Source organism: Bacillus sp. FSL R5-0654, assembly GCF_038008745.1.
Classification (GTDB): Bacteria; Bacillota; Bacilli; order Bacillales; family Bacillaceae; genus Bacillus; species Bacillus safensis.
On sequence record NZ_JBBOZV010000001.1, the window covers coordinates 1,997,211 to 2,012,921 of the forward strand.

19 protein-coding genes are annotated in these 15,711 nt (G+C 41.4%); 5 read left to right on the forward strand and 14 right to left on the reverse strand.

What is annotated here, in order from left to right:
* Positions 1-14: 14 nt before the first annotated feature.
* The gene (locus NSS76_RS09880; protein WP_149126534.1) at positions 15-1,400 is read right to left on the reverse strand and encodes a S41 family peptidase; all 1,386 of its coding nucleotides are present in this window, start codon (positions 1,398-1,400) and stop codon (positions 15-17) included.
* Positions 1,401-1,550: 150 nt separating this feature from the next.
* Here NSS76_RS09880 and NSS76_RS09885 point away from each other — a divergent pair, with 150 nt between their 5' ends.
* Both NSS76_RS09885 and NSS76_RS09890 read left to right on the forward strand, forming a co-directional pair.
* A complete protein-coding gene (locus tag NSS76_RS09885) occupies positions 1,551-2,249 on the forward strand; it encodes a class I SAM-dependent methyltransferase (protein WP_341082069.1) in 699 nt (232 codons plus the stop codon).
* Positions 2,250-2,342: 93 nt separating this feature from the next.
* Positions 2,343-2,594 carry a hypothetical protein gene (locus NSS76_RS09890; RefSeq protein ID WP_024422704.1) on the forward strand — a complete coding sequence of 84 codons (252 nt, stop codon included), beginning with the start codon at positions 2,343-2,345 and terminating at the stop codon, positions 2,592-2,594.
* A gap of 50 nt (positions 2,595-2,644) precedes the next feature.
* Here NSS76_RS09890 and NSS76_RS09895 read toward each other — a convergent pair whose 3' ends face one another.
* The 12 genes from NSS76_RS09895 to cgeC form a co-directional block, all read right to left on the reverse strand.
* Complete coding sequence (locus tag NSS76_RS09895; protein WP_024422705.1) at positions 2,645-3,475, reverse strand: M15 family metallopeptidase; 831 nt, start codon at positions 3,473-3,475, stop codon at positions 2,645-2,647.
* 68 nt (positions 3,476-3,543) lie between these two features.
* A complete protein-coding gene (deoD, locus tag NSS76_RS09900; RefSeq protein ID WP_012010274.1) occupies positions 3,544-4,239 on the reverse strand; it encodes a purine-nucleoside phosphorylase in 696 nt (231 codons plus the stop codon).
* Positions 4,240-4,351: 112 nt separating this feature from the next.
* Positions 4,352-4,669, reverse strand: coding sequence for a hypothetical protein (locus tag NSS76_RS09905; RefSeq protein WP_024422706.1), 318 nt, complete (start codon positions 4,667-4,669; stop codon positions 4,352-4,354).
* A 54-nt stretch (positions 4,670-4,723) separates the two neighbouring features.
* Positions 4,724-5,332: a phosphatase PAP2 family protein gene (locus NSS76_RS09910; protein ID WP_073205971.1), complete on the reverse strand. Its 609-nt coding sequence runs from the start codon at positions 5,330-5,332 to the stop codon at positions 4,724-4,726.
* Between the two features lie 50 nt (positions 5,333-5,382).
* On the reverse strand, positions 5,383-5,553 hold the full coding sequence (locus NSS76_RS09915) for a YozD family protein (RefSeq protein WP_065214722.1): 171 nt from the start codon (positions 5,551-5,553) through the stop codon (positions 5,383-5,385).
* Positions 5,554-5,803: 250 nt separating this feature from the next.
* Positions 5,804-6,484 carry a hypothetical protein gene (locus NSS76_RS09920; RefSeq protein WP_024422708.1) on the reverse strand — a complete coding sequence of 227 codons (681 nt, stop codon included), beginning with the start codon at positions 6,482-6,484 and terminating at the stop codon, positions 5,804-5,806.
* A 142-nt stretch (positions 6,485-6,626) separates the two neighbouring features.
* A complete protein-coding gene (locus NSS76_RS09925) occupies positions 6,627-6,851 on the reverse strand; it encodes a YozE family protein (protein ID WP_024422709.1) in 225 nt (74 codons plus the stop codon).
* 79 nt (positions 6,852-6,930) lie between these two features.
* A complete protein-coding gene (locus tag NSS76_RS09930) occupies positions 6,931-7,212 on the reverse strand; it encodes a YokU family protein (RefSeq protein ID WP_024422710.1) in 282 nt (93 codons plus the stop codon).
* A gap of 2 nt (positions 7,213-7,214) precedes the next feature.
* Positions 7,215-8,615, reverse strand: coding sequence for a lysine 2,3-aminomutase (gene ablA, locus NSS76_RS09935; RefSeq protein WP_024428317.1), 1,401 nt, complete (start codon positions 8,613-8,615; stop codon positions 7,215-7,217).
* Positions 8,616-8,732: 117 nt separating this feature from the next.
* Positions 8,733-10,109 (reverse strand): sigma-54 interaction domain-containing protein, encoded by a 1,377-nt coding sequence (locus NSS76_RS09940; protein WP_044335165.1) that lies wholly within the window; start codon positions 10,107-10,109, stop codon positions 8,733-8,735.
* A 146-nt stretch (positions 10,110-10,255) separates the two neighbouring features.
* Positions 10,256-11,551: a glycosyltransferase family 2 protein gene (locus NSS76_RS09945; protein ID WP_044335168.1), complete on the reverse strand. Its 1,296-nt coding sequence runs from the start codon at positions 11,549-11,551 to the stop codon at positions 10,256-10,258.
* A gap of 17 nt (positions 11,552-11,568) precedes the next feature.
* Complete coding sequence (cgeC, locus tag NSS76_RS09950; protein ID WP_024422713.1) at positions 11,569-11,889, reverse strand: spore maturation protein CgeC; 321 nt, start codon at positions 11,887-11,889, stop codon at positions 11,569-11,571.
* A gap of 206 nt (positions 11,890-12,095) precedes the next feature.
* On the opposite strand from cgeC, the gene NSS76_RS09955 reads away from it, so the two are divergent.
* Positions 12,096-12,497 carry a hypothetical protein gene (locus tag NSS76_RS09955; protein WP_024422714.1) on the forward strand — a complete coding sequence of 134 codons (402 nt, stop codon included), beginning with the start codon at positions 12,096-12,098 and terminating at the stop codon, positions 12,495-12,497.
* Between the two features lie 15 nt (positions 12,498-12,512).
* Complete coding sequence (locus NSS76_RS09960) at positions 12,513-13,475, forward strand: CgeB family protein (RefSeq protein ID WP_024428314.1); 963 nt, start codon at positions 12,513-12,515, stop codon at positions 13,473-13,475.
* A 229-nt stretch (positions 13,476-13,704) separates the two neighbouring features.
* On the opposite strand, the gene NSS76_RS09965 is transcribed toward NSS76_RS09960, so the two are convergent.
* The gene (locus tag NSS76_RS09965) at positions 13,705-14,427 is read right to left on the reverse strand and encodes an acylneuraminate cytidylyltransferase family protein (protein ID WP_044335174.1); all 723 of its coding nucleotides are present in this window, start codon (positions 14,425-14,427) and stop codon (positions 13,705-13,707) included.
* 250 nt (positions 14,428-14,677) lie between these two features.
* Here NSS76_RS09965 and NSS76_RS09970 point away from each other — a divergent pair, with 250 nt between their 5' ends.
* Positions 14,678-15,706 (forward strand): SDR family NAD(P)-dependent oxidoreductase, encoded by a 1,029-nt coding sequence (locus NSS76_RS09970; protein WP_044335176.1) that lies wholly within the window; start codon positions 14,678-14,680, stop codon positions 15,704-15,706.
* Positions 15,707-15,711 lie beyond the last annotated feature (5 nt).

Genomic DNA, 15,711 nt, shown 5'->3' on the forward strand with positions numbered 1-15,711 from the left:
GAGGACTGCTTTTTTTATTTCATTTCTTTTTTCAAGACTTCAATGGCTTTTTTCATTTGTGTATCGTTGTTCTTTAGCTTATCTTGGATCTTTGTCATCAGAACGGTCGTTGTATCTCCTGTCAGGATACCGTCTGCCTTGAGATCGTTGTCTGTTTGGAAGCTTTTGACGATAGACTGGAATGCTTGATCGTACTCACCGTTTGCTTTTGCTTTGTAGCCAAGCGCTTGGAACATTTTTTGAGCTGCTTTGACTTCATCTCCATTGTCATTTAGCTCATATGATTTTTTCGGGCTTAAGTACGGCAGCTTTGCATAACTTGGGAGAGCTGCTTTCACCTGTGGTTCGATACCTTTTTTGTGAATCCAAGAACCGTCTGGTGTCAGCCATTTTGCAATGGTTAACTTGACACTAGAACCATCATTATAGTTTTGCGCATTTTGAACAGTTCCTTTGCCAAACGTCTTTTCACCCACAATTTGAATGCCTGAAGATTGGTGCAGAGCCGCCGCCATGATTTCAGCAGCGCTGGCTGAACCGCCATTTACAAGGACAACTGCCGGCTGATGGACTTTGCGTTCTTTTTCAGCCTTGTACACTTGTTTCTTCCCTTTTTCTTCAACCTGCATGATGACTTTCCCTTTATCAATAAAGTCATTGCTCATTTCAATGGCTTCTGTCATGATGCCGCCTGGATTATCTCTCAGGTCAATGACAAAACCTTTTGCCCCTTTTTTCTCAAGGTCATCAATTGCTTTATCCAGCTCTTTCGATGTGGTTTCAGCAAAGGACGTAATTTGGATTTCTCCTATTTTGTCTTTTGTGAGTTTTGCATACACCGTTTCAAGCGGAATGGTGTCTCTTGTGATGGTCACATCTACATTGCCGACTCCTTGACGGTTAAGATGCAGCTTAACATCCGTTCCTTTTTTCCCTCTAATGAGAGAGACTGCTTTATTGACCGACATTCCTTTGGTGCTTTTTCCATTCACTTTTAAAATATGATCATGAGGTTTCAAACCAGCTTTTTCAGCAGGAGAGCCTTTAATCGGCGCAACAATTAAAATTTGTCCATCCTTCTCTTCAACTTGTGCACCAATTCCTTCAAATGAAGAAGAAATGGTATTATTAAATCCTTCGGCTTCCTCCTGATCCATATATGTAGAGTATGGATCATCAAGTGATGCAATCATTCCTTGGATCGCACCATCTACTAGTTTTTGATCATCCGTTTTTTCGTAATACTCATCCTTTACCTTCGTATACGCAGCCATGAGTTTACTAAACTTCTCGTCTCCTGAGACGCTGACAGCACCTTGTTTTGTGATCACAAATGTAATCGCTGAGGACAGTGCAGCAGTCACCAGAATGGCTACCACGAACTTCATTTGTTTTTTCAAAAAAACACCACCTTTATCTCCTTTCATTATTATCAAGGACGATGCTTCATCCGTCAACCAAAGGATCAACTTCTATTTGAAAAGATAAGCCATTTGCCCTTCTATTGCATAATCTTTAGAGAGGAACAGGATAAAGAAAGAAGGGATTATATGAGTGATTATGTAGAAATGCTTGCTTATTTTGGCGTATCAGGTGCCCATCCTGGCGGAATTGAGTTAACAAAAACGATGATTGAGCATATAAAACTGCCGCCTCATGCACGAATACTGGACGCTGGATGCGGTACAGGACAGACCGCCGCCTATTTAGGAAATATAGGTTATCAGGTGGAGGCCATTGATACGCATCCATTGATGATTGAAAAGGCGAACCTGCGATTCAAACGGGAGGAACTGCCGATCCGTGCTTTAGAGGCATCTATTGAGCAGCTGCCCTTTCCAGATCAAGCGTTCTCTCTACTCATCAGTGAATCTGTTTTAAGCTTTACCAAGCTGCCTGATGCACTAGCTGAAATCAAACGAGTGCTTGCTCCTGGCAGTCAATTGATTGCAAATGAAGCTGTGTTAAAAGCCCCTCTTACCCCTGAAGAGCTGGCAGCTGTTCGAAATTTTTACGGCTTTCACTCGCTCTTGTCGCTTGAAGAATGGAAGGAGCAGTTAACAGCAGCAGGCTTCCGTGACAATCAGATTCTTTCATTCGATGAACATATGGTGCAGGAGGAACCGACAGAGATGGAATTATCTGAACACATACCGCCTTCTCTTTACGAGACACTGCAAACACACTACGATCTCATTCAAGCACACCGAAAGCAGTTAAGTCACATTCTATTTGAATGCACCGTATAAAATGAGCGAATCTCCTATATGTTTTGTCCAAACTCTATGAAGTCTCTCGCATAGGATAAGAGTGAATAGAGTTTTGTCATAAGGAGGAAAAACATGGAGCGCTACTACAAGCTTTGTCAGCAGCATATGGGGAAAGTCGCTAGAATTACTGACCGTAATGGCAGAGTACACGTCGGACGCATTGAGCGTGTGACAAACCGCAAAGTTTATATTCGTCCAGTCGGCGGGTCTCGCGGAGGCTTTGGCTTTGGCTATTGGGGCGGATATTATGGCTGGGGTGCAGCGTATGGCATCGGCCTCGGTTTCATTACCGGCTTCGCATTAGCAGGATTGTTCTTTTTTTAAAAGAAGAATAAGAGAAGGCCTCCCGAATAGCTGGGAGGCCTTTAACTTGTTTAGATTTTCTTTACTTTGTTCATGTATTCTTCAAATGTTAAATCATGATCATGCATCGCTTTTGCGGCTTCTTTTCCCACATAGCGCAGATGCCACGGCTCATATTCGTATTTCGTAATGTCTTCTTTTCCTTTTGGATAACGGATGATAAAGCCATATTTATAGGCGTTTTTAGCCACCCATTTGCCATCGGGTGTTTCACCAAACTTTTCAGATATCTCAAAACCGGCACTTTTTGAGGAAATGTCCATGGCTAAACCTGTTTGATGTTCACTTTCGCCTGGTAAAGCGACTGCTTCTTGTGCTTTTTCTTTGCCTTTTAATTTGACCTCACTATCAAAAATGACTTTTTGACGGTCATAGGAGCGATAGCCAGATACTGCAGCAAGCTCGAAGTTTTCCTTTTTTGCACCTTTGAATAACTTCTCAAGCGCTTCCGCTGCTTCTTTGCGGATATATCGCTTTTCAATATCTTCCGAAAAAGAGAATTCTACTTTTGGTACAACGAGATCAGAAGGTTTATAGGTTCCTGGTAATGCATATTCTTTGTTGACAAGTGCTAGCACATTTTCAGGATTTTGAATGGTTTTCAGACCACTCACAACCTTGATGTCATTGAAATATTCACTCTTTAACGTCAGCTCTTGATTCGATGAATCTGCCTTATCGTTTGAGTTGTGCTGGGGAGATGAACTTGCTGCGTTTTTTTGTTCGTTTGTTTTGTTTGATTCAGATGTACCGCTTTTTTGATCCAGCAACTGGCAGCCTGATAGCGCGGCTGTCAAACCAAGAATCGATGCGATTGAGAGTATTTTGTAGCTTTTCTTCATGACATACCTTCCTTTTGCTCTTCTAAAAAAATAAAGATGCGCTACATTGTAGCACACCCTTTATACTATTATAAAACGGAGTCTAGCGCAATTAAGATCATTTCATCAAACGTTGTTTGACGCTCTTCAGCCGTTGTTTCTTCTCCTGTTAGAACATGATCACTCACAGTCAAAATGGATAACGCTTTTCGATCAAATTTTGCTGCAAGAGAATAAAGAGCGGTTGTCTCCATTTCGATCGCTAGGATACCATATTGAGCCATGAGCTCAAGTGGTTTTTCATTGTAAAATTGGTCTGCTGTAAATACATTTCCGACACGTACAGCGACATTTTTTGCTTCTGCCGTGTCGTAGGCTTTCTTGAGTAGGCCAAAATCAGCACATGGCGCATAATCAATCGGTCCAAATGCCACACGATTCATTTGTGAATCTGTTGATGATGTCTGGGCTAAAATGACGTCACGTACATTGACATCTCTTTTGATGGCTCCGCAAGATCCAACGCGAATTAAGTTTTGAACATCATAGCTTTGAATGAGTTCATTCACATAAATTGAAATAGACGGTACGCCCATTCCAGTGCCCTGTACAGAAACACGTTTCCCTTTATAGGTTCCAGTATAGCCATACATTCCGCGCACTTCGTTATAGCACTCAACATCTTCTAAATATGTATCTGCAATATATTTCGCACGAAGCGGATCGCCTGGCAGCAATACCGTTTCTGCAATTTGTCCTTTTTCTGCTCCAATATGTACACTCATTTTTTAGCCTCCACTTACGTTTACTATGTATTTTATCCTATTTATTATAAACGATCGAGCTTAAAAAAGAAAATACCAGCTGGATCTCAAGCTGGCATCATTCATTATCTATTTAACCTATCGTCATTAGTCGTTCACTGCGTTTCCACCCTGCCGGAGAGAGCTGATAATAGCACTTCCCCTTTTTCTTATCATCAATCACAACAATATCACCTGTTGTGATAAACCGCGCATTGTAATCATTAGGGACTGTATCATGTACATTAAATGTCGAGAATGCTTTTTCCAGTACATCAAGGTGTGTTCTGCCGCCAATCTTTGTCCGGTACACAGGCTGATGCCCGCTTGCAGCGCCATATTCAGGTGTCTGATAAATGGTTAAGTGAAATGCTGAAGGTTTCTTTTGAAAAAATCTCAACGTCAATTGCATTCAAATCCCTCCCCTTTTATATAAAATTGGCTGGGATCTGTCCATTTCCTTCTTCTATTTTTGTCGAATGACAGGCAATCTTTCGTCAATCTTTTTACAAATGAGAAATAGAGCGAGTCCTATCGCAAAGCCTCCTGCAACATCTGTCAAATAATGCACCCCGATATACATCCGGCTGATGCCAATGGCCAGAACGCAAAGCCCTGTGATCAAATAGACGATTTTTTGTCTTTCTTTCAGCCATGGGATCATTTCAACTAATAGATAAGCAATAAAAGGGTAGATGGTGGCTGCATTCATCGAATGTCCGCTCGGAAAGCTGTAATACGTTTCAACTACAAGGTGATCAAAGGCCGGACGCTCTCTAGCAAACAGCCCCTTTAATTCATGATTGATTGTTTTTTCTGTGAGATATAGTAGAAAAAGCATCATGATAGAGTAGTAGCGCTTATACATAAACAAGACCACACTAAAAATGAGCATGATTGGAACGAGCAGCGTGCTGATGCCTAAGTCCGTCAAAGCCAGCATGACATCATTTAAAAAAGGGAGTCTGATGCTTTCAAACCATAGGATGATCTGGTTGTCCAAGTCTTGAAAAGCCCCAGATGCCATGAGCGCAGCAATGGCGCCAAATAAAATGAAAAGAAATAGGATGTACACGCGAAGGATTCCCCTCCCTCTCTCTTCAGAATCTCTTCAAAGTATAGTGCCTACCACGCCTCTTCTTCAACTATCATTGCTTTTTTCAGCATATATTCAAATGTAATGTCAGCCAGCTCAAATGTTTCAAGCTCAGCAGGTATGTACCCTCTTTTGATCAGCTCCACGTAGAAGAACTCCGCAATTTCCTCTGTATCAATCACCAAATCTGCTTCTTTCATTGCATTCCGCCTCCTTTTTTATGATGTATGAACGCCGGCTGTTTTTTATTACAGTTTGTCATAATGGCTCATTCCATACATATAAATGCAGTAAACAAAAAGAAATGGGGCTTGAAAGAATGAAATGGTTAAGCATATTAGATGGAGAAACTTTTGATCAGGTGATGGGCCGTATCTTGAGGGGATGGTTTTATGTGATTGCATTTTTCTGTGTGCCTTATTTTTTATTCGTGTTAGGACAAGTCTTTCTTTAACCAAAATGTTCGTGTAAACTTTCCAAAATAAAATCCATCATATCCTTATATTCTGGATCTTTGAAAAATTCATAGAGAATTTTATAATCGTTATAAATATCAAGAAGCTCATCCACTATAGATACAGCCAGAAATTCAAGTGAAGATTCGCTTTCTTGTTTCTCTTCTAGCTGCAATAGAGCCGTTTGGACCATATCTTCTTCTAACTCTTTTGAGGTTTCTCCGACGTAATGCACAAAAAGAAGCTGATGAACAAACTGGTCCATCTCATATTTTCTTAGGACAAGCGTTAAATCTTCCTCTTCTGTTTCCAGCCACTCTCCGTCTTTCAGCCTCGTGAGTTCGTAAATGACATCTTCCCAGCCATCTTCAAGGTAGCGCCAAATTTCAGTCCGATGACCAATGATTTTAAATAGCTCTTTTCCGTAATCTTTTACATATACAACATCGCCAATGAGGAACTCATATTCAATGTCCAGCTTTTCTGTATCGACAATCACTCCGCTATACTCATCGTAAAGCTGAAGTGATGTTTCAAAATAAAGCACCTCATTATGATTGACCTCATATAAATAGTGCTGGTCAATTTGATGGACTTTTGTAATCGTTCCGACTGTGCCGTACATGACAACGACGACAATATCCCCTACTTGATATTTTGGTGCTTTCGCCTTCATTCTGTCTCCCCCTTGCCCGACTTTTGGTCTTAACGTATCGTATGCCGGCGCAAGGAATTCTGCATGGGCAACCACACCATGCAAAACGCCATTTTATTTCTCATGAAAAAACCGCTTCTCCATTCGGATAAGCGGTTGTGTGTTATTTTTTTTTGACTTCTACTTCGTATTGCTCAAACGCTTCGTCAAATGTTGTCATTGAGCTTAAATAATCACCATTTAATTCTAAATAAGCGCACAGCTCATGATAATCTGTGGAAGCTTTAGGAAAGCTGTGATCCTCATACGCAGCATTTGCGAAATGGCTGATTTCATCTTTCGGTTTTGGATGTCTGAACTTCATTAAATAATGGTAAAACGACTTCACCTGTTTTTCCCTCCGCGACACACTATTTTGTTGTTATATTATACAGCAATTTGATGACTTGTATAGGCGGAGGTACAACTTATGATGAAAAGTCAAAGTAATTTCGCTTTAATAACCGCTCCATGCTCATTAATTCCTCGTAGGAGATTTTTTCTGGAAGTTTTGTCTGATCCACTAAAATTAATTGATCTTCAATCTCTTTGACCGTCTCATCCTTTTGATAGATCATCCCGCAGTGCGTGCAGGAAATGGACGGCGTTTCGATGATTTCAATTGATTGTGTGCCCGTGATCAGTTCCCAATAGACTGTTGTCTGCTCCGCATTTGCTTTGTTTTCCTCACACCAATCACATGTCAGCAAGGCTATTTCTCCTCCTTTACGGTTTGTTCTTTTTTGAGCTGCGCTTGATATTTCTTCTCTTTTAATTCATCTCGTTTCTCACGTTTGTTTTTAAGTGTGTCGTGCTCAGGATTTGTCTCATATGCTTCTCTACGTTTCATTCGGCTTAAATTCTCAGGCGTAAACGATCTCGCTTCATCCTCAAATAGTGCGGTAATACCAATTGCCGGTTCTTGTTTCTCTTCATAAATTTCATTAAAATACGCATCTGCCTGGCCTGCGACGTAATGCTCTGGTTCTGGATAAGAGGTGATGACACCTTCAAAGTTACGAAGGACGACTTTGTCAGGGCTTTGCGATAATAAATAATTTGGCTGTAAGGCAATTTTCCCTCCGCCTCCTGGCGCATCTACAACAAAGCTTGGTACTGCATAACCACTCGTATGTCCTCTTAAACCCTCAATGATTTCAAGCCCTTTTGATACCGGCGTTCTAAAGTGGCCAATGCCCTCAGATAAATCACATTGATAAATATAATATGGTCTGACCCGAATCTTCACAAGATCGTGCATCAGCTTCTTCATAATCGGCACACTGTCGTTAATACCTGCAAGGATGACGGCCTGATTCCCTACAGGAACGCCGGCATTCACGAGACGTTCGCACGCTTCTTTTGCTTCTTTTGTGATTTCAATACTTGTATTGAAATGGGTGTTCAGCCAAACTGGGTGATATTTTTTCAAAATCTCGCACAGCTCATCTGTAATACGCTGCGGAAAGACAACCGGCGCGCGGGTTCCAATCCGAATGATCTCAACGTGCGGAATATCTCGTAAGTTTTTCAAAATGTATTCAAGCACTTGATCATTGATTAAAAGCCCATCTCCGCCAGAAATTAACACATCCCGCACCTCAGGTGTTTCTCTAATATATCCAATTGCAGCATCTAACTGCTTTTTCGGCACACCCATACCAATCTGGCCGGAAAAACGTCTTCTCGTACAATAACGGCAGTACATGGAGCACTGATTTGTCACAAGAAACAGCACACGATCTGGATATCGGTGCGTGAGCCCTGGGACAGGTGAGTCCTCATCTTCATGCAGCGGGTCTTCCAGATCATATTTTGTTTTATGAAGCTCTTCTGCAATTGGCACAGATTGCATACGTATTGGACATCTTGGATCGTCTGGATTCATCAGTGAGGCATAGTAGGGTGTAATGTTGAGTGGAATGGTTTTGGTGGAAATCTTCACCCCTTCTCGTTCCTCTTCTGTTAAGTTTACGATTTTTTCTAAATCCTCAAGCGTTTTCACGGTATGCGTCAGCTGCCAAATCCAGTCGTTCCACTTTTCCTCAGGTACATCCTTCCAAAGCTCAATGTCCTTCCAGTGACGTGCCGGTTCATACAATTTCTGATTCATATCCATTCCCCCTATCAGCATTCACTTTATACTATGCAAGTTATGTGCCAACATGGGAAAATGCCCCTATTCTTTACAAAAGGAGCTTTACCCGTCATATTCAATTGGATGCTGTGCCTAGATTTCGGCATCTGCATATTTCTTTAATTTATATTGCAGCGTTTGTCGAGGGATTTTTAAAGCAGCGGCGGTTTTTTTAATATTCCCATTATGCTGATGTAAAGCTTCTTGAATCAATGTTTGTTCAAATGAAGACACTTGATTTTTTAAGGAGGATTCAGATGTTTCTTTTTCCAGCTTTTGCTCACGTAAATGAGCCGGAAGGTATAGAGGGATGATCTCTTCCGCTTCCTTTGGCATCATCAACACAGCATGTTCTATTGTATGTTTTAATTCTCTGACATTCCCAGGCCAGTGGTGCGCCATAAACAATCGTTCCGTTTCTTCAGAAAGGCGTGTAACGTTTTTTGAAAACTGCTGATGATAGGTTTGAATGAAGTGGCGGGATAGCAGCGTGATATCTTGCTTTCTTTCACGAAGCGGCGGGATATGAAAAGATGATACATGCAGTCTATAAAATAAATCTTCTCTTAAAATTTGCTTTTTCACTGCTTCGAATGGGTCCATATTGAGCGCAGTAATGAGCCGAACATCCACTTGAATGGACTTTGCATCACCGATGCGGCGCACCACGCCATCTTCTAACACACGTAATAATTTCGTCTGCAACGTGAGCGGCATCGCTTGCAGCTCATCAAGAAAAAGTGTGCCCCCATCAGCTAATTCGAAAAGTCCCTTGCGATCAAGCGCGCCCGTATAGCTCCCTTTGACAGATCCGAACAATAAACTTTCAAGTAATGATTCTGGGAGTGCTGCGCAGTTTTGCGGAATGAACACTTGATTTTTTCGATCAGATTCATGGACAATGGCTTGAACGAGCACTTCTTTTCCTGTCCCTGTTTCCCCGTAGACAACAACTGATGATGGATAAGCAGCTGCTTTTTTTGCCCTTTCAAGCATTTCTTTTAAAAGCGGATCATTTGTTAAAAATGAAGCAAAATCATGCATTTGTACGGCCTCAGCCGCATCTTGTGTCCGCTTTTTTTGATCTAAACGATTGGAAAGGGCTGACAGCTTTGAAACATCTTTTGCGACTTCGACCGCGCCTATTAACTCGTTATCTTCGATAATAGGCAATGTCGTGTTCACTGTTTCAATCCTTTCTCCATTTTTATTCAAATAGGTTTGCAGCGAATGATAAATGGGCTTTCCTGTTCGCAACACATGCATGAGCGTACTTGTTTTTTCAGTTAAAGAGGGATACACATCAAGGATGTACTTGCCAATCACCTCTTCTTTTTTTAAAGAGTCAAACTTAGCGGCATTATGATTGTAAAAAATCGTCATCCCTCGATCATCTACAACGTGAATGGCTTCATCAATAGCTTCTAAAATCAATTCAAACCAATCTGCTCTTTCGACAACCTTCCCCATTCTTTCCCCCTCACTTTCAGTGCCAAAAAACCGGCATCAATTGCCAAGTTTTCAGCGGCTTGATCGTTTCTTAAAGGTTCCTGTCCTTTTCATGTTTCGCTTTTTCCTTTCTACTTCCTGCAATCATTGCGAAAAAAGCACCCCTCTTATGAGGAGTGCTTTCGTCCGGATGTTTGATAAAGAGACATATCGAATTCTTGCAGCGATTCCCTATACAGCGGCACAATCGGCTTTCCTTCCTGAAAAAACGCAAATTGGGATGGGTACAGCTTAATCGGCTGATGATAAAAAGCAAATCGCTTCACGACCTCAGGATCAATTCGGCAAAAGGTATGATGCACAAGTAAATAAACATCTTGTTTCCATTTAAACAGGCGCCTGTTTGGCGGACTGAAAACTGGAGAAGCTTGAATGATGCTGCCATCCTCAAATGCCTGGAGCTGATCATTTGAAATCGTATAGATCTCCTTTGGGTGAAACTGAAAATATTGCACGTCACGTTTTGAAGCAAACCGTCTTTTTTTCTGATCTTCAATATAAAAGAACGTTTTCCCATAATCTGCGGTGACAACTGTATAATTGGGTACTGCCAGCTTCTCTTTCATTTCATATTTCATCTCACATAACAGTGGAACACGGATCGCACGCCTGTTCTTTTCATTGATCCAGCGTTTTTCAATTCCATGAAGTTTCCCGTCTGCGATTTGATAATAATCTCCTTCTTTTTCAATGACCGTTCCGTCAATTAAATCATACGGCATACTCGAAAACAGATGATGAAAGGAATGAGGCGTTTTATACGTTGTATCCAGTACATCTTTTAATGGAAAAAACGCAGCGAAGTGATTCAGCCTCATCCAAAATACAGAATCTGCATGATGCCAGTGCTTTGGCTCATCGTCCCAATATTGTCCGTATTTTTCATAAATCAGTGGAAGCAAGCAGCTTCTGTGCATGACCGAACAATGGTCCACTTGAAAGGACGCATGCTCTAAGATTTGATCTGCTTCTCGAATAAAACTCATCGTTTCCACTAAATGCTGATCAACATGCACGACCCGCTGCGAGGAATACACAATATCTATGTGAGGCTTCGACCGAAAAACATCCACCATTTTAAGCAAACGATCTTTATGGTACACGGTATCATCGGTTAAATAACAAATGAGCTCACCTGTTATACGGGTTAATGCTTCATTAATAAGCGTCGCATATCGTGCGGTTAACAGCCGTTTTGCCGGATGAACTGTGTGCGAATACAGCTGAATGCGTTCATCACTTAAATAGGGCTGGATCTTTTGAATGGTGCCCTCTTCTGAGCCATCATCCATAATCAAAAGCTCCCAATGCGGATACGTTTGATCTACCATACTCTTTAGCACACGATCAATGAAATCTGGTTTATTGTAGCTTGTTAAAATCACCGATACTTTCATGATCATTATCCTTTTTGATTAGATTAAAAAGCCCCCCAGCTGACAATGTTCACATAAGGAACACTCACTCTTAGCTGATTTGTCGCGTTTTTAAAGACTGCAACCGTATCAAACAATTGCACGACAACCACGTTTTGAAGTACATCTCCATTGACTAAATGAACACGCGGCACTGGAATGCCAAGCTCAAGCCATGGACGAAGTAATTCTTTGATGTCTGACACATTCTCTTCCCCACTTTCTTCTAAAAGACGAAGAAGAAGTAAAATCAAGATAACTTCAAGCACTCCTTCCGACTCTAGTAATTCTTCGTTCCAACCATCTAATAATTGTTCAAATTCCATTCATAATCCCTCTCTCTTCACATTTAATCTTTACTAGAGTATGAGCGCCACTTCATTTAGCCTCAGCATTTGAAAACATTTTTAAAAATGTGTGAAGTGATTAAATGAAAAAAAGATCAGGAATCAGCGTTCTGCTTATGCCAAAAAAAATGAACGGCATATACATAGGGGTGAGTTTGAATTGATGAAGAAAGGATGGGGAAAAAATGAGCGAAAAGCGTGCTGAATTAAAAAAGGAACTATTGAAAGTGTTTTTCAAACCAATTACTCATGCATTAACAGCTAATCTCGAAGAAGGAGGAGTTCAAATGGAAGAAAAATTGAACGATTTATTAAGTGAAGTGGCAGCTGAGGCATCACCTTCAGATTCTGCTACAACACTCGATGTATCTCAGCCAGCAAGATGGATCTTTGCAAGACTTGCACCAGGAACAGTCATTAGCATTGTCACTGACTCAGGAGATTTAATTGGGCCAGTTCAATTTGTATCATTCGATGCTTCAACAGGCGTTGTATTTGTTACACAAGAAAGCTCTGTCACACCTACAGGCTCAGCAACGACTCTATTAGATGTAGATAAAGTTGAAAGTGTTACATTCACATCTTAATGTGAGAGGATCATCATGAAGCTTCTTTATATCAGTTCTGGCTACGGCGGAATCTATCACATGTTTGATCAATGGGTAGAAGAAAGCTTCATTGATTCCCCCTTTTCATGTGTAAAGATTGATAGAGAATCTCTACCCACTAACATGCACAAAATCCGGACATTTTCTCCGGATTTTGTTTTGATGATGATCGGTGATCATGTTCCGAAAGATGTACTTCATCAATTCAAACAAGAAAAAATCCCGATTGTTCTTTGGATGACAGAAGATCCCTTTTATACAGATGTGTCAGCTGCTTGCGCACATGAAGCTCAGCTTATATTAACGATTGATGAAGGGGTTTTGCCATTTTATAAACAATTAGGCGCTCTAAATACGCACTACTTTCCCATTCCGGCAAATACACGTGTCTTTCAGAAAAATGAATCGCCAGAAGAGATGTGCACGTATGACATTGCTCTCATTGGCTACCCTTATCCCAACCGCATCAAAGCCATCGATACACTCTTGCAGCAAAACAAATGGCGTATTCTCGTTGCAGGTAAGGAATGGCACCGTCACTTAAATAAATCACGGAGACATTATCGTGATTTCACACTGATAACGAATTGGCTGAGTCCTCAGCAAATGGCGGACATCTATCAGCAGACAGCCATTGTCCTGAATCCGCATAGGCCGGCTCAATTTGCGTATAACAAAAACAAAGCCATGATTCAAAATATGAGCCTCAATAACAGAGCATTTGACATTGCTGCAACTGGAAGTTTTCAATTGACAGATCTACATCCACCGCCTGCTTTTTCAAGCTTTGCTTTTTACAAAGATGAGGATGATTTGATAAAACAGGTGGAATACTATGGATCAAATGCCGGTGAAAGAAAGGCTGCCGCACTGAACAACTATGAGCAAGCCGTTCGCTGGAATACATTTGATACGATGCCACAAAGGCTTTATGACATTGTAAAAAGCGCCCTATAACTGGGCGCTTTCAAATTGTTGACAAAGGGCTAAAATGTTCTTGATTTTAGCCCTTTGTCTTCTTTTCAGCGTGATAGAAAACCTTTGCAGTGTAGGAAGGGCGAGTACCGGAGCGGAGCGAATTTGACATTCGTGAGCACCGGAGCGCAGACCTGACACCGAATGCGAGGGTTTGTCTACACGCTGAAAGCGCCCTATGACTGGGCGCTTTTTCTCGTTGAATGCCAGCTTATGCATGATCTTCCGCATCTCGGCGAGCTAATAAGATTTTCTCTGCCTCTTTCCGGTCTGCCTCCTGTTTCACCACAAGCGACTGCGTGTGATCCATCATATATGCTCCGACAGATCCTTCTAAAAAGGAATGAATGCATTCTTTGGCATAATGAGCATGAAAAGCATATATTGCACCATTTAGCCGGCCATACGTATATGGCTGCTCATGCTTTGGCATGAAAAAGTAATGATTGTCCTTATATAAAGTAGCTTCATTGTTTTCATGCAGTGTCCAAGTTTCATTTGGGTTTTCTAACGCCTCTGTAAAAGATGCGGTGCAGTCATATCCCCCCTCCACTAAAAGCTGCAAGCACTTCTCGATATCTGCCGGCTGTCTTAGAGGAGACGATGGATGCAGATACAGCACAATATCAAAGGTTTTTCCCTCCCGCTCTAAATAAGCAAGCGCATGCTTCACAGCTAACAGTGACGGCGTTTGTTCTGTCACATGTGTGCTTGGCAGTTCAATCACATTTGCTCCGTAGTGAGATGAAATAATTTGCGTATTGACATCCTCTGAGGAGACGATGACTTCATCTAATTCAATCATTTGCAGTAACGGCTGAATGGTCCAATAGATAAGCGGCCTCTCAGCCAATATGCGTATGTGTTCATCATGCCGGCCGTCGTGACTTCTAAATGCAGGTATCATGGCTAAAATACGATTTCCCCTATACATGTCTTCTCTTCTCCCCTCGCGCACAGCTCCCTACAATTTTCTTCTCTGCCCGAGCTGACCGCAGTACTGAAGTATTCAGGTCTCTCGTTTTTCTAGTTGATCTCTTATCTCTCCATATTCTATTAAGACAACAAGCAGATGGTTATAATTTGTTCACCTAATTTATACATGAAGTGGTTCTTTTCCTCAAACGAATGCCGCTCTTTCACATATGATGCAAAGTAGAGAAATGAGAGTTGGGGGATTAGATATGTCCAAACAGATAGAAACGACTTTGAAGACCTTTTTTCGTGATAAAACGATATTGGTTACAGGCGGTACAGGGTCAATCGGCCGGCAAATCGTGAATAAATTAACAAGTTGCTCTCCAAAGAAGATAATCGTCTTCAGTAAAGATGACAGCAAACAATACATGATGAAAAATGAGTACGCAGATCATCAAGAGGTCGTATTCGCTTTAGGAGATGTCCGGGATGCAAGCCGCGTGAGACAGCTCGTCAAGGGTGTGGATATCATTTTCCATGCAGCGGCCTTAAAACAAGTACCTACTTGTGAAGATAATCCGTTCGAAGCTGTTCAAACGAATATCATCGGCGGGCAGCACGTCATTGAAGCCGCTCTCGAACATGAAGTGAGTCATGTCGTCAACATTTCAACTGACAAAGCGGTTTCTCCAACGAATGCCATGGGTGCAACAAAATTGATTTCAGAAAAACTATTTTTCCAAGCAAACGAAAGTATTCCGAATCAAAAAACGAGGTTTTGCTCTGTACGCTTTGGCAATGTGCTTGGATCTAGAGGTTCCGTTATTCCGATCATGCTCCAGCAGCTATTAAATGAAAAACCTTTGACCGTGACTGATCCTCATATGACACGTTTTTTTATGTCCATTGAAGAGGCTGTTTCCCTCACACTTAAAGCAGCAATCATGATGAAAGGCGGCGAAACCTTCATACTCAAGATGGAGTCCTTACAGCTTGCCGATCTCCTAAAAGCGTTTCATGAATATGCCGCTCAAATCAATGCTAAATCTCCGGATATTCTTGTAGTCGGAAAAAGACCTGGCGAAAAGCTTCACGAGGAGCTCACATTTCCGCACGAAGCAGATGCACTGTTTGAACATGAACAATTTTATGCCATTTTACCGAGACCACATTTGCACCCTGCCTTTCAAAAAGTCGACTTAACGAATTACACCTCAAAAGAAGCACCGCTCATTACAAAAGAAAAGCTGTTCCACATCATCGAACAATTACATCATACACATCATAAAAAATAAAAAAT

Bases quoted from the DNA above. Each gene is read 5' to 3' on its own strand.
- deoD (WP_012010274.1), bottom strand. From the start codon at position 4,239: ATGAGTGTACATATTGGAGCAGAAAAAGGACAAATTGCAGAAACGGTA.
- NSS76_RS09945 (WP_044335168.1), bottom strand. From the start codon at position 11,551: ATGATCATGAAAGTATCGGTGATTTTAACAAGCTACAATAAACCAGAT.
- NSS76_RS09885 (WP_341082069.1), top strand. From the start codon at position 1,551: ATGAGTGATTATGTAGAAATGCTTGCTTATTTTGGCGTATCAGGTGCC.
- NSS76_RS09940 (WP_044335165.1), bottom strand. From the start codon at position 10,109: ATGGGGAAGGTTGTCGAAAGAGCAGATTGGTTTGAATTGATTTTAGAA.
- NSS76_RS09960 (WP_024428314.1), top strand. From the start codon at position 12,513: ATGAAGCTTCTTTATATCAGTTCTGGCTACGGCGGAATCTATCACATG.
- NSS76_RS09920 (WP_024422708.1), bottom strand. From the start codon at position 6,484: ATGAAGGCGAAAGCACCAAAATATCAAGTAGGGGATATTGTCGTCGTT.
- NSS76_RS09905 (WP_024422706.1), bottom strand. From the start codon at position 4,669: ATGCAATTGACGTTGAGATTTTTTCAAAAGAAACCTTCAGCATTTCAC.
- NSS76_RS09955 (WP_024422714.1), top strand. From the start codon at position 12,096: ATGAGCGAAAAGCGTGCTGAATTAAAAAAGGAACTATTGAAAGTGTTT.
- cgeC (WP_024422713.1), bottom strand. From the start codon at position 11,889: ATGGAATTTGAACAATTATTAGATGGTTGGAACGAAGAATTACTAGAG.
- NSS76_RS09915 (WP_065214722.1), bottom strand. From the start codon at position 5,553: ATGAAAGAAGCAGATTTGGTGATTGATACAGAGGAAATTGCGGAGTTC.
- NSS76_RS09970 (WP_044335176.1), top strand. From the start codon at position 14,678: ATGTCCAAACAGATAGAAACGACTTTGAAGACCTTTTTTCGTGATAAA.
- ablA (WP_024428317.1), bottom strand. From the start codon at position 8,615: ATGAATCAGAAATTGTATGAACCGGCACGTCACTGGAAGGACATTGAG.
- NSS76_RS09890 (WP_024422704.1), top strand. From the start codon at position 2,343: ATGGAGCGCTACTACAAGCTTTGTCAGCAGCATATGGGGAAAGTCGCT.
- NSS76_RS09895 (WP_024422705.1), bottom strand. From the start codon at position 3,475: ATGAAGAAAAGCTACAAAATACTCTCAATCGCATCGATTCTTGGTTTG.
- NSS76_RS09965 (WP_044335174.1), bottom strand. From the start codon at position 14,427: ATGTATAGGGGAAATCGTATTTTAGCCATGATACCTGCATTTAGAAGT.